This is a genomic window from Streptomyces sp. NPDC048269 (assembly GCF_040652395.1).
In the GTDB taxonomy this organism is placed as follows: Bacteria; Actinomycetota; Actinomycetes; order Streptomycetales; family Streptomycetaceae; genus Streptomyces.
Window position 1 is genome coordinate 63414 of the sequence record NZ_JBEZLW010000003.1, and the last position, 13368, is coordinate 76781.

At 72.6% G+C, this 13368-nt stretch carries 10 protein-coding genes and 1 pseudogene; 8 read left to right on the forward strand and 3 right to left on the reverse strand.

Annotation, left to right across the window (positions count from 1 at the left end; genetic code table 11):
• Positions 1-298, forward strand: a pseudogene (locus AB0D48_RS04315) (alpha/beta hydrolase); the annotation flags it as partial.
• Positions 299-400: 102 nt separating this feature from the next.
• Here AB0D48_RS04315 and hemQ read toward each other — a convergent pair.
• Both hemQ and hemG read right to left on the reverse strand, forming a co-directional pair.
• Positions 401-1114 (reverse strand): hydrogen peroxide-dependent heme synthase, encoded by a 714-nt coding sequence (gene hemQ, locus AB0D48_RS04320; protein WP_362390629.1) that lies wholly within the window; start codon positions 1112-1114, stop codon positions 401-403.
• Positions 1115-1118: 4 nt separating this feature from the next.
• Entirely contained in the window at positions 1119-2597 is a 1479-nt protein-coding gene (gene hemG / locus AB0D48_RS04325) for a protoporphyrinogen oxidase (RefSeq protein ID WP_362390631.1), read from the reverse strand.
• A 140-nt stretch (positions 2598-2737) separates the two neighbouring features.
• Here hemG and AB0D48_RS04330 point away from each other — a divergent pair, with 140 nt between their 5' ends.
• Both AB0D48_RS04330 and AB0D48_RS04335 read left to right on the forward strand, forming a co-directional pair.
• Positions 2738-3799 (forward strand): DUF4349 domain-containing protein, encoded by a 1062-nt coding sequence (locus AB0D48_RS04330; RefSeq protein WP_362390633.1) that lies wholly within the window; start codon positions 2738-2740, stop codon positions 3797-3799.
• 61 nt (positions 3800-3860) lie between these two features.
• Positions 3861-5261, forward strand: coding sequence for an FAD-dependent oxidoreductase (locus AB0D48_RS04335; protein ID WP_362390635.1), 1401 nt, complete (start codon positions 3861-3863; stop codon positions 5259-5261).
• 79 nt (positions 5262-5340) lie between these two features.
• Here AB0D48_RS04335 and hemE read toward each other — a convergent pair whose 3' ends face one another.
• Complete coding sequence (gene hemE / locus AB0D48_RS04340) at positions 5341-6405, reverse strand: uroporphyrinogen decarboxylase (RefSeq protein ID WP_362390637.1); 1065 nt, start codon at positions 6403-6405, stop codon at positions 5341-5343.
• A gap of 91 nt (positions 6406-6496) precedes the next feature.
• Here hemE and AB0D48_RS04345 point away from each other — a divergent pair, with 91 nt between their 5' ends.
• From AB0D48_RS04345 to AB0D48_RS04365, 5 genes are all read left to right on the forward strand, one after another.
• The gene (locus AB0D48_RS04345; protein ID WP_362390639.1) at positions 6497-7153 is read left to right on the forward strand and encodes a DUF3000 domain-containing protein; all 657 of its coding nucleotides are present in this window, start codon (positions 6497-6499) and stop codon (positions 7151-7153) included.
• 316 nt (positions 7154-7469) lie between these two features.
• Positions 7470-8132 carry a response regulator transcription factor gene (locus tag AB0D48_RS04350; RefSeq protein ID WP_069922445.1) on the forward strand — a complete coding sequence of 221 codons (663 nt, stop codon included), beginning with the start codon at positions 7470-7472 and terminating at the stop codon, positions 8130-8132.
• A gap of 301 nt (positions 8133-8433) precedes the next feature.
• A complete protein-coding gene (locus AB0D48_RS04355; protein ID WP_362390641.1) occupies positions 8434-9717 on the forward strand; it encodes a ribonuclease D in 1284 nt (427 codons plus the stop codon).
• 223 nt (positions 9718-9940) lie between these two features.
• On the forward strand, positions 9941-11167 hold the full coding sequence (locus AB0D48_RS04360; protein ID WP_362390643.1) for an acetyl-CoA C-acyltransferase: 1227 nt from the start codon (positions 9941-9943) through the stop codon (positions 11165-11167).
• Positions 11164-13293, forward strand: coding sequence for a 3-hydroxyacyl-CoA dehydrogenase NAD-binding domain-containing protein (locus AB0D48_RS04365; protein ID WP_362390645.1), 2130 nt, complete (start codon positions 11164-11166; stop codon positions 13291-13293). Before AB0D48_RS04360 ends, AB0D48_RS04365 begins: the two co-directional genes overlap by 4 nt.
• The last annotated feature ends 75 nt before the right edge of the window (positions 13294-13368 follow it).

Consider the following 13368-nt stretch of genomic DNA (forward strand, 5'->3'; position numbering starts at 1 on the left):
CTGCCCCGCACACCGATCGTCGCGGCGGAGCGGAACGGGGCGACCCCGTACCCGGGCGCGCTGGAAGTCCAGCGGCGGCTCGGCGTCGAGGCCGCGCTGGTCACGGAAAGGGGGCCGGCACCCACGGAGTGGCCGGCGGACGCGATGACTGCGTGGACCGTCACGTGGAGCGGATCTGCTGACAGGTGACACCGCGGGGTGGCGTGTCACGCGTGCGCCGCATCCGGAGCCCGCACCGGTGTCGCTGGACGACCGGGCAGCGAGCACCCACAGGGCGCTGCTGCCGCCAGTCGTCTGAACTTCCGGGCGGGGTCTCCGGCTGCGTCGTTTCGGGGGCAGGGCCTCCCGATCCGCCGGAGGGAGTAGTCAGTCCCTCCGGCCCTTCCCCCCAGGGGAGGTATCAGGCGAGCCCGGCCACCAGATCGGCGACGGACTTGCGGCGTCCGGTGTAGAAGGGCACCTCTTCACGGACGTGCATACGGGCCTCGGAGGCGCGCAGGTGACGCATGAGGTCGACGATGCGGTACAGCTCGTCGGCCTCGAAGGCCAGCAGCCACTCGTAGTCGCCCAGCGAGAACGAGGCAACGGTGTTGGCGCGCACGTCCGGGAAGCCACGGGCCATCTTGCCGTGGTCGGCGAGCATGCGGCGACGGTCCTCGTCGGGCAGCAGGTACCAGTCGTAACTGCGCACGAAGGGGTACACGCTGACGTAGTCGCGGGCGGTCTCGTCGGCCAGGAAGGCCGGGATGTGCGACTTGTTGAACTCGGCCGGGCGGTGCAGGGCCATGTTCGACCAGACCGGCTCCAGCGCGCGGCCCAGCTTGGTGCGGCGGAACAGGTTGTACGCGGTCTGCAGCTCGTCCGCGGTCTCCGCGTGCCACCAGATCATGATGTCCGCGTCGGCGCGCAGGCCGGAGACGTCATAGGTGCCGCGGACGGTGATGTCCTTGGCGGCCAGCTGGTCGAACAGCTCCTGGACCTCGTCGGCGAAACCGGCGCGGTCCTCGGGGAGGACGTCCTTCAGCTTGAAGACGGACCACAGGGTGTAGCGGATGACCTCGTTGAGGTCCTTCGCCTTCTTCCCCGCGTTGGGAATCTTCTCTGGTGCAGTCATGTGCCTATTGTCCCGTGCGCTGATCAGTGGTCTGTGCCAGGGGTACCGAACGCGTGCCCAACGTGGCCATCACCACGTCGGCGGCCTTGCCGGCACTGGCGATGCACGCCGGGATGCCCACCCCGTCGTAGACCGCGCCGCACACCGCGAGGCCGGGCAGGGCCGCGACGGCGGTGCGGATCCTGGCCACCCGGGCGAGGTGGCCGACCGGGTACTGCGGCAGCCCTCCGTCCCAGCGGGTGACGGTGGAGGCCACCGGCCGGGCCGCGAGTCCGACGGCCTCGCCGAGGTCGGTGAGCGAGACCTCGACGAGCTCGCCGTCCTCGCGTTCCAGATCGTGCTCGTCGGCGAACCGGCCCACGGAGGTGCGCAGCAGGAAGAGCTCGGGATCGGCCCCGGCCCAGGCCCACTTGTTGCTGGAGAAAGTGGAGGCCTTGATGGTCCGGCCGTCCACGGGCGGTACGAGGAACCCGCTCGCGCCGCCCCCGGTGAGGGAGGCCGGCAGGTCGGAGCGCCGGAAGGCCATCGTGACCAGGGCCATGGAGGCGTACTCGACCCCGCGCAGCTCGGCCGCGGCAGCCGGGGCGAGCCCGTCCAGCAGCCTGGCGGCGGGGCCGGCGGGGGTGGCCACGATCACCCCGTCGGCCTCGATGACCTCGGCGTCGGCGACGACCCGCCAGCCTTCAGCCGTACGGACGACCTCGCGCACGGGGGTCCCGGTGGCGATCCGGGCTCCGGCCGACCGGCAGGCCTCCGCCACGGCGAGCGGGAGCCGTCCGATGCCGCCGTCGATACCGGCGAAGACCGGCCCGGCCGAGCGGGGCTGTGCCTCCGCCCGGCGCTGCAGTTCCCGTACGCCGTCGCCCAGCAGCGCGTGCGTCCGGGCGGCCTCGAAGAGCTGGGGCACGGCGGCCCGCATCGAGATGCGGTAGGCGTTGCCGGCGTAGACCCCGCCGAGCAGCGGCTCCACCAGCCGGTCGACGACCTCGCGGCCCAGGCGGGCGGCGACGTACTCGCCGACGGCGACGTCCTCGCCGATCTCGGTGGGCCGCAGTGTGCGTTCGGCCTCGATGCGGGCCAGGCCCTCGGCGGAGAGCACCCCGGAGGCGGCGAGCGGCGCCAGGTCGCCGGGGACTCCCATGACGTGCCCGCGCGGCATGGGCCGCAGCGCGCCGCGGGTCCACAGGTGGGCGGTGGCGGTGGCGGGCGACTGCAGGGCGTCGCCGAGGCCCACGGCCTGGGCGAGGGCCACGGCTTCGGGCCGGCGGGCGAGCACGGACTCGGCGCCGAGGTCGACGGGGGCGCCGGCGAGCTCACCGGCGTACAGCTTGCCGCCGAGCCGCGGTCCGGCCTCCAGCAGCGTGACGCGCACGCCCTCGGAGAGCAGTCGGTGGGCCGCCGCGAGGCCCGCGATGCCGCCGCCGATGACGACGACGTGCCGGGTCCGGCCGGGGCGATCCGTACGCATGTCCGCTTCGTGCATGGACACATCGTCTCAGACCCGATCACCGAGGCCGGACCGTGACCGCATCGGGACCGGCCTGGGACCGGGGAGGTGAAACCCGCGACGGGAGTCCGGACGTCGAACCGGCAACACCAGCCGAACTTCGGGGGTTTGACACGATGCGCACTCCGCACAGACAGCGGTCCGCGGCGGCCCTGGCCGCCCTGTCCCTGGCCGGGGCCCTCGCGCTCACGGGCTGCGGCGCCGGCGAGAGCCGGGACGGCGCGAGCGACAAGGCGGCGGTCGCGCCCGCCCAGGGGGCCAAGGCCCCGGAGGGCGCGCAGGGAGCGGCGGCTCCCCCCGCGTCGGCGGCCGGGACGGCTCCCGGCGCGGCCGGCAAGAACGGGCAGCAGCCGGCCGTCGTCCGCCCCAACGTCATCCGTACGGCGACCCTCGGCATCGAGACGGCGGACGCCCAGAAGACCCTCGCGGCGGCCCGCTCGGCGGCCGACGGTGCGGGCGGATACGTCGGCAACGAGTCGTCCAAACGCGGCGGGGACGGCCGGATGACCTCCACGCTGACCCTCCGGGTGCCGGGCGAACGCTACGACGCGGTGCTCAGCGCCATGGAAGGCAGCGGCAAGCTCCTGCACCGCAAGGTCGACGCGCAGGACGTCACGGAGAAGGTCGCCGACATCGGCAGCCGGGTCGCGTCCCAGCAGGCCAGCGTGGCGCGGGTGCGGGAGATGATGGGCAAGGCCTCGGCGCTGAGCGAGGTGGTGATGCTGGAGAGCGAGCTGAGCCGGCGGCAGTCCGACCTGGAGTCGCTGCTCGCGCAGCAGGCGGCGCTGAAGGACCAGACCTCGATGGGGACGATCACGCTGGAGGTCTCGGAGCCCGCCCCGCCACGTGCGGAGAAGGAGAAGAAGGAGGAGACCGGCTTCGGCGACGCGCTGAGCGGCGGCTGGAAGGTGTTCTCCACGCTCGTGCGGTACCTGGTGCTCGCCGCAGCGGCCGTGTTGCCGTTCGCACTGACGGCGGGCCTGGTGGCGTTCGGATTCCGGGCGTACCGGAAGCTGCGCCCGGCGAAGGCGAAGGCGAAGCCGAGGGCGAGGACGGGGCTCGCCCCGGCGTGGGTCCCCCGCCAGGCCCCGGCGGCCGCACCAGCAGCACCGGCCGCACCAGCAACACCTGCAACACCGGCCGCGTCGGCCCGGGGCGAGGCCGAAGCAGAGGACTGAGCGCGCCCGCGCCCGTAGCGTGTCCCCGTAGGCGGGACGACGGCGGAGGACGGTGCGGGCGATGGCGACGGAACGACTCGTGGTGGTCGGCGGTGACGCGGCGGGCATGTCCGCCGCGTCACAGGCCAGGCGGCTCAAGGGCCCGGCGGAGCTGGAGATCGTCGCCTTCGAGCGCGGGCACTTCACCTCGTACTCGGCGTGCGGGATCCCGTACTGGATCGGCGGGCTGGTCTCCGAACGGGACGACCTGATCGCCCGCACCCCGGAGGAGCACCGGGCCCGGGACATCGACCTGCGCACCCGCACCGAGGTGGTGGAGCTGGATCTCGCGGGCGGCCGGGTCCGCGCCCGCGATCTGGACAACGGTTCGGAATCCTGGACGGCCTACGACAAGCTCGTCCTGGCGACGGGCGCCCGCCCGGTCCGCCCCCGACTCCCCGGCATCGGCGCGCACGGGGTCCACGGCATCCAGACCCTGGACGACGGCCAGCGCCTGATGACCACTCTGGATCGCGCGGAGGGGCCGGAGCGCGGGGAGGGCCGGCGGGCGGTCGTGGTCGGCGCGGGCTACATCGGCGTCGAGATGGCGGAGGCCCTGGTCGGACGGGGGTACGAGGTCACCGTCCTGCACCGCGGCGAGCAGCCGATGGCCACGCTGGACCCGGACATGGGCGGCCTGGTGCACAGTGCGATGAACGGCATGGGGATCCGTACGGTCTCCCGCGCCGAGGTCACGAAGATCCTCACCGACGAGGAGGGCCGGGCGCGCGCGGTGGCCACGGCGACGGGGGACGAGTACCCGGCGGACGTGGTCGTGCTCGGCATCGGCGTGGAGCCGCGCACGGCCCTCGCGCGCGCCGCCGGTCTCCCCCTCGGCCCGTCGGGCGGCATCCTCACGGACCTGTCCATGCGGGTCCGCGGACACGAGAACATCTGGTCGGGCGGCGACTGCGTGGAAGTCCTGGACCTGGTCGCCGGCCGCACCCGGCACATCCCGCTGGGCACGCACGCCAACAAGCACGGCCAGGTCATCGGCTCGGGCGTGGGCGGCGGCTACGCGACCTTCCCCGGGGTGGTCGGCACGGCGGTCAGCAAGGTCTGCGACCTGGAGATCGCCCGTACGGGGCTGCGCGAGCGGGACGCGCTGGAGGCGGGCCTGCGCTTCGTGACGGCCACCATCACCTCCACCAACACGGCGGGCTACTACCCCGGCGCAGCGGAGATGACGGTGAAGGTGCTGGCGGAACGCCGCACGGGCCGCCTCCTCGGTGTCCAGATCGTCGGCGGCGCGGGCTCCGCGAAGCGGGTGGACATCGCGGCGGTCGCCCTCACGGCGGGCATGACGGTGGACCAGATGGTCTCGCTGGACCTGGGCTACGCCCCGCCGTTCTCTCCGGTCTGGGACCCGGTGCTGGTGGCGGCCCGCAAGGCGGTGTCGGCGGTCCGCTCGGCCGGGGTCTGAGCCCGGGCGCTGCCGCTTCGCGGGGCTTCTCCCACCACGCCGCCCCTGGGGCGGAGCCCCAGCGGCGGCGGCGCTGGATCTATCGGGCCGTCTGGGTGTGGACGTAGTCCACCAGGCGGGTCAGGGCGTCCGGGTCCGTGGTCGGGAGGACACCGTGGCCCAGGTTGAAGACGTGGCCCTCCAAGCCGGCCGCGGCCGCGAGGACCTCGTCCGTCTTGGCCTCGACGGCCTCCGGGGTGGAGAAGAGCACCGCCGGGTCCAGGTTGCCCTGGAGCGCCTTGCCCGGGCCCACCCGGCGGACGGCCTCGTCCAGCGGGATCCGCCAGTCGACGCCCACGACGTCCGCGCCGGCCTCGCCCATCAGGCCGAGCAGCTCGCCGGTGCCCACGCCGAAGTGGATCCGCGGGACCCCGTAGGAGGAGACCGACTCGAAGACCTTCGCCGAGGCGGGCATCACCGAGCGGCGGTAGTCCGCCGGGGCGAGCGCGCCGACCCAGGAGTCGAAGAGCTGGACGGCGGAGACGCCGGCCTCGATCTGGACCTTCAGGAAGGCTGAGGTGATTTCCGCGAGGCGGTCCAGCAGGTCCGCCCACAGCTTCGGGTCCCCGTACATCAGGGCCTTGGTGTGCTCGTGGTTCTTCGAGGGGCCTCCCTCGACGAGGTAGCTCGCGAGGGTGAAGGGCGCGCCCGCGAAACCGATCAACGGCGTGGAGCCCAGTTCACCCGTGAGCATGCCGATCGCCTCGGTGACGTACCAGACGTCCTCAGGAGTGAGGTCGCGCAGCTGTGCGAGGTCCTCGCGGCGGCGGATCGGCTGGGCCACGACCGGGCCGATGCCCGGCTTGATGTCCAGGTCGACGCCGATCGCCTTCAGCGGCACCACGATGTCGGAGAAGAAGATCGCCGCGTCCACCTTGTGGCGGCGCACCGGCTGGAGCGTGATCTCGGTGACCAGGTCGGGCCGCATGCACGACTCCAGCATCTGGGTCCCCTCGCGCACCTTGCGGTACTCGGGGAGCGAGCGCCCGGCCTGCCGCATGAACCACACCGGGGTGTGCGGCACCGGCTCCCGCCGGCACGCCTTCAGGAAGGCGGAATCGTACGTCTGACTCGGCTGGCCCGTGGGGCGGTCGTTGGCGCTCACGACCCAAATCTTCGCACGTATGAAGAAGTGCCCGGCCCGGCGCGGGTGTCCCTGCGCCGCAGGGGCGCTCGTTCCGCCTAGTCTTCCCCGCATGGCTGCGGCTCAGGGACGATTTTCAGATGGCGCTGACGGTATGGACAGCGCGAAGGAGAGCTCCGTCCCGCTCCCGTTCCGGCGGGCGGTCGACGGCTTGAAGAAGGCGCGACTGCGCCCCGGGATCGAGATCGACCCGACGAAGCCGCCGCAGAGACTGGCCCCGTACGCCTACGCGCTGGAGGCGGCGGTGGTGGACGGCGAGGACGATCTGGCCGACGGCCGCCTCATCCTGCTGCACGATCCGGCCGGGCACGAGGCCTGGCACGGGACCTTCCGGCTCGTGACGCTCGTACGGGCGGAACTGGAGCCGGAGATGGCCGCGGACCCCCTCCTCCCGGAGGTGTGCTGGTCCTGGCTGACGGGAGCGCTGGACGCACGCAGCCTGACGTACGGGGAGGCGAGCGGGACCGTGACCATGGCGAGCTCGCACTACTTCGGCGGGCTCGCGGAGCGGCGGCCCGCGACGCAGATCGAGATCAGAGCCTCGTGGACGCCGCGCGAGGGGGTGGGCGGCGTGCCGGAAACCTCCGCGCACCTGTCGGCCTGGTGCGAGCTGCTGTGCCAGATCGCGGGGCTGCCGCCGGTGGGGCCGACGGACAGCGTCACGGGAGTGGTCTCGCTGCCACAGCGCCGCGGTCCGCACCACCCCTAGGCAGGGGACCGTACGGCCGCACCAACCGTAGGCGGGGGACCGTACGGCCGCGCGAGCCGACCCGAAAGAGCGCACCCGGCGGGGAACGCCCGAGCGAAGCCCGTAACGGAGTGTCGAAACCGGGCATCCGTTGTGGGCTTCTGATCACCCTATGATCGATCGTGCGTCCGAATTGCCCGAATTGTTACTCACCAAATCGTGATCATTCCCTAAAGCCGGGCGGGTGACGTGCCGAAGGAGTCAGTGACCATCCGTACGGTTCGCACCGGCTTCCTTCCCCGAGCCGGCCGTCCCGCCACTCCCCCAGGAGGCCTAGGTGTCCGTTCTTCTCGAGCAGCCCGCAAGCCTGGTCGCCTACCGCCCGAACAAGCCGACGGCCATGGTCGTCGTGGCCGACCCGCGCGTGCGTTCCACCGTGACCCGCCATCTGTGGGCCCTCGGAGTACGTGACGTGATCGAGGCTTCGTCCATCGCGGAGGCCCGCCCCCGAGTCGGCAGCCCGCGCGACATCTGCGTGGCCGACGTACACCTGCCCGACGGTTCCGGTCTCACCCTGCTCTCCGAGACCCGTGCCGCGGGCTGGCCGAACGGCCTGGCCCTGTCCGCCGCCGACGACATCGGCGCCGTACGCAACGCCCTCGCGGGCGGAGTGAAGGGCTACGTCGTCACCGGCACCCGGACCAACATCGGGCTCCCCAGCCGGCCCGGCGCCGCCCCCATCGGCGCTGCCGCCGCCCGTATGCACCGCCGCCCCCCGGGTGCCCCGAGCCACCCGGGCGGCTACCGAGAGCTCTCCGGCCGCGAGGTCGAGGTCCTGCGCCTCGTCGCGGAGGGCCAGTCCAACAAGGCCATCGGAGTCTCGATGGGCCTGTCCGCCCTGACCGTCAAGTCCCACCTGGCCCGGATCGCCCGCAAGCTGGGCACCGGCGACCGGGCCGGGATGGTCGCCGTCGCCCTGCGGACCGGGATCATCCACTAGCCCCTGCCGTCAGCGTGGCGCCGGTCGGGCCCGCGGCGTCCGGTGCCGTGCACCGCAAGGCGGAGGGGCGCCCGAGTACCCGGACGTACTCGGACGTCCCGACATCGCGGCGAGGCGCGGCACCGGACGCCGCGGGCCGGGCGGGACGCTGACGACAGGGTCCAGGACGGGTCCGCACCCCGCCCCGAGGCTCACGGGCGAATCCCCGGGAAACCCCGGGCAACGTCCGCCCTTCCCCCTCGCGCCCGTCGACGGAACGTTCCGGCGACGGGCGCGGCGCATCCACGGATACCCTTGACCGGTGACCGACGCCCAAGAGACCGCAGCAGACCTGCGCACCACCACCGGGGGCGGCCCCCCGGACGAAGTCGTCAGTTCGTCCGATGGGCCGCCGATTCCGTTGCTGGAACCCCGTGAGGGGATCCCTCCGGTGGTCGCCGACGCCGACGCCCTCGCCGCAGTGGTCGCGGCCTTCGCCGCCGGCACCGGACCCGTGGCCGTCGATGCCGAGCGCGCCTCCGGATACCGCTACGGCCAGCGCGCCTACCTGGTGCAGCTGCGCCGCGAGGGCGCGGGGTCCGCGCTCATCGACCCGGTGGGCTGCCCCGACCTCTCCGCACTCGGCGAGGCCCTGTCCGGCACCGAGTGGATCCTGCACGCCGCCACCCAGGACCTGCCGTGCCTGCGCGAAATAGGCATGGTGCCCACCTCCCTGTTCGACACCGAGCTGGCCGGCCGACTCGCCGGCTTCCCCCGGGTGGGACTGGGCGCGATGGTCGAGAACGTGCTCGGCTACGCGCTGGAGAAGGGCCACTCCGCCGTCGACTGGTCGACCCGCCCGCTCCCGGAGCCGTGGCTGCGCTACGCCGCCCTGGACGTGGAACTGCTGGTCGACCTGCGCGACGCGCTGGAGGAGGAGCTGGACCGGCAGGGCAAGCTGGCCTGGGCCCACCAGGAGTTCGACGCCATCGCCGCCGCACCGCCCGCGCCGCCGCGCAAGGACCCGTGGCGCCGGACGTCCGGCATGCACAAGGTGCGCCGCCGCCGGCAGATGGCGGTCGTACGGGAGCTGTGGGAGTCGCGGGACCGGATCGCGCAGCGGCGTGACGTGTCGCCCGGAAAGGTGCTGGGCGACGCCGCGATCGTCGAGGCCGCCCTCGCCCTCCCGGCGAACGTGCAGACGCTGTCCGCCCTGCCCGGCTACGGGCAGCGGATGGGCCGGCGCCAGCTGGAGCAGTGGATGGCCGCTGTGGACCGGGCGAGGGCCCTGCCCGAGAGCGAGCTGCCGCAGCCCGGGGCGACCCCGGCCGGTCCGCCGCCGCCGCGCTCCTGGGTCGACAAGGACCCGGCCGCCGCCGCCCGGCTGTCGGCGGCCCGCGCGGCCGTGTCGGCGCTCGCGGAGGGTCTGAACCTGCCCCAGGAGAACCTGATCACCCCGGACACGGTCCGCAGGCTGTGCTGGGAGCCGCCGCAGCGGCTGGAGGCCGACGCGGTGGCGGAGGCCCTCGCGAGCCACGGCGCCCGCCCCTGGCAGATCGAGCAGGTGACCGCGGCGCTGGTCACGGCCCTCGCCGCGACCGCCTGACCGTCCGCGCCACCGAAGCCCCCGGCCACCGGCCGGGGGCTTCGCGCGTGTGTCACGCGGCTGCGGCCCGGTCCCGGCGGTGTGACCTTCGCCGCTCCTCGGGGAGGGGGTGTGCACATTGGTTACCCGCAAGTAGCATGGGTCGAGTGAGCGGGCGCTCAGCCATACCGGCCGAGCACGCCCCCGCGCAGCAGTGCACCCCCGCACCTGGAGGAGAGCCAACGTGCCTCGTACCGTCAGGGACGTCGTCTTCGTCGACGGCGTCCGCACCCCGTTCGGCAAGGCGGGCCCGAAGGGCATCTACCACGAGACCCGCGCCGACGACCTCGTCGTGAAGGCGATCCGGGAGCTGCTGCGCCGCAACCCGGACCTGGACCCCGCGAAGATCGACGAGGTCGCCATCGCCGCGACCACGCAGATCGGCGACCAGGGCCTGACGCTGGGCCGCACGGCCGGCATCCTCGCGGGCCTCCCGCAGTCCGTCCCGGGCTACTCCATCGACCGCATGTGCGCCGGCGCGCTGACCGCCGTCACCGCCGTCGCGGGCGGCGTGGCCTTCGGTGCGTACGACGTCGCCCTCGCCGGCGGTGTCGAGCACATGGGCCGCCACCCCATGGGCGAGGGCGTGGACCCGAACCCGCGCTTCGTCTCCGAGAAGCTGGTCGACGAGTCCGCCCTCTTCATGGGCATGACCGCCGAGAACCTGCACGACCGGTACCCGACGATCACCAAGCTCCGCGCCGACGAGTACGCCGTGCGCTCGCAGGAGAAGGCCGCCAAGGCGTACGCCGACGGCAAGATCCAGCAGGACCTGGTCCCGATCTCGGTGCGCAACACCAACGAGGCGGCCGGTGAGACGGGCTGGGGCCTGGTCACCACCGACGAGCCGATGCGCCCGGGCACCACCCTGGAGAACCTGGCCGGCCTGAAGACCCCGTTCCGTACGCACGGCCGGGTCACCGCGGGCAACGCCGCCGGTCTCAACGACGGTGCCACCGCCGCGATCATCGCGTCCGAGGACTTCGCCCGGGAGAACAACCTCCCGGTCAAGATGCGCCTGGTGTCGTACTCCTTCGCGGGTGTCGAGCCGGAGGTCATGGGCTACGGCCCGATCCCGGCCACCGAGAAGGCCCTCGCGCAGGCCGGTCTGTCCATCGAGGACATAGGCCTGTTCGAGATCAACGAGGCCTTCGCGGTCCAGGTGCTCGCCTTCCTGGAGCACTACGGCATCGCCGACGACGACGCCCGCGTGAACCAGTACGGCGGCGCCATCGCGTTCGGCCACCCGCTCGCCTCCTCCGGCGTCCGTCTGATGACGCAGCTGGCCCGCCAGTTCGAGGAGCAGCCGCACGTCCGCTACGGCCTGACCACCATGTGCGTCGGCTTCGGCATGGGCGCCACGGTCATCTGGGAGAACCCGCACTTCACCTCCGAGGGAGACGCCAAGTGAGCACCACCACTGAGCTCCTGAAGGGTGCGGCCGAGCTGTTCCCGGACGAGGTCGTCACGTCCGCGCACGTCCGCCACCTGGACCTGCCGTTCGGCGCCGGGCGCTTCGCGCTCATCACGCTGGACAACGGCTTCGACCACACCAAGCCGACCACCTTCGGCCCGCAGTCCCTCGCCAACCTGAACGCGGCGATCGACCAGGTCGAGCAGGAGGCCCTCGCGGGCTCCATCGTCGGTGCGGGCATCACCGGCAAGCCGTTCATCTTCGCGGTCGGCGCCGACCTCAAGGGCGTCGAGCTGCTGAAGAACCACGACGAGGCGCTCGCCATCGGCAAGGGCGGCCACGACGTCTTCAAGCGTCTGTCGGCCCTCGCGGTCCCGACCTTCGCGTACTACAACGGCGCGGCCATGGGCGGCGGCGTCGAGGTCGGTCTGCACTGCAGCTACCGCACCGTCTCGAAGGCCATTCCGGCCTTCTCGCTGCCCGAGGTCTTCCTCGGCCTGGTTCCCGGCTGGGGCGGCTGCGCCATCCTGCCGAACCTGATCGGCGCCGAGCGCGCGGTCTCGGTGATCATCGAGAACTCGCTCAACCAGAACAAGCAGCTGCGCGGCAAGCAGGTCTTCGACCTGGGCATCGCGGACGCCCTGTTCGAGGGCGCGGACTTCCTGGAGCAGTCGCTCCTGTGGACCGCGAACGTCCTGAACGGCGCCACCGAGGTCGTACGCGCCGAGGTCGACCGCGGCGAGGCCTGGGACGCGGCCGTGGCCAAGGGCCGCTTCATCGCCGACTCCAAGGTGCACGGCGCCGCTCCGGCCGCCTACCGCGCGCTGGACATCATCGCCGCGGCCAAGGACGGCGACCTCCAGGCCGGCTTCGACGCCGAGGACACGGCCCTGGCCGACCTCATCATGGGCGGCGAACTGCGCTCGGGCATCTACGCCTTCAACCTGGTGCAGAAGCGCGCCAAGCGCCCGGCCGGTGCCCCGGACAAGTCGCTGGCCCGTCCGGTCACCAAGGTCGGCGTCGTCGGTGCGGGCCTGATGGCCTCGCAGCTGGCGCTGCTCTTCCTGCGCCGCCTGGAGGTGCCGGTGGTCCTCACCGACATCGACCAGGAGCGCGTGGACAAGGGTGTGGGCTACGTCCACGCCGAGATCCAGAAGCTGCTCGGCAAGGGCCGCATCAACCAGGACAAGGCCAACCGCCTGACCGCCCTGGTGACCGGTGTGCTCGACAAGGCCGAGGGCTTCGCGGACGCGGACTTCATCATCGAGGCCGTGTTCGAGGAGATGTCCGTCAAGCAGAAGGTGTTCGCGGAGGTCGAGGCGGTCGCCCCGGCGCACGCGATCCTCGCCACCAACACCTCCTCGCTGTCGGTGTCGGAGATGGCCTCCAAGCTCCAGCACCCGGAGCGCGTGGTCGGCTTCCACTTCTTCAACCCGGTCGCGATCCTCCCGCTGCTGGAGATCGTCCGCGGTGAGCAGACCGACGACGCCTCGCTGGCCACGGCCTTCGGCGTCGCCAAGAAGCTGAAGAAGACCGCGGTCCTCACCAAGGACGCCCCGGCGTTCGTCGTGAACCGCATCCTGACCCGCTTCATGGGCGAGATCCAGAACGTCATCGACGAGGGCACCCCGGTCGTGACGGCGGAGAAGGCCATCGAGCCGCTCGGCCTGCCGATGTCCCCGCTGGTGCTGCTGGAGCTCGTGGGCCCGGCGATCGGTCTGCACGTCTCCGAGACCCTGAACCGCGCCTTCCCGGAGCGCTTCACCGTCTCCCCGAACCTGGCTGCCGTCGTCAAGGCGGGCAAGCGCGGCTTCTACGTCTACGATTCCGGCAAGCCGGAGCTGGACCCCGAGGTCGCCGCCCTCCTGGTGCAGGGCGACTCCGTCCTGACGGAGGAGCAGGTCCGCGACCGCGTCCTGGACGCGGTGGCGCAGGAGATCGGCCTGATGCTGGAGGAGGGTGTCGTGGCCGAGGCCCAGGACATCGACCTCTGCCTCATCACGGGCGCCGGCTGGCCCTTCCACCTGGGCGGCATCACGCCGTACCTGGACCGTGAAGGCGTCTCGGAGCGCGTGAACGGCAAGAAGTTCCTGGCTCCCGGCCTGGCGAGCGTCCCGGCCTAGTCCGGGTCGCAGACGGGCGTCTGACGGCCTGGCCCGCCCCTTCCGGGGGGCGGGCCTCGGCCGTTCGAATATCTG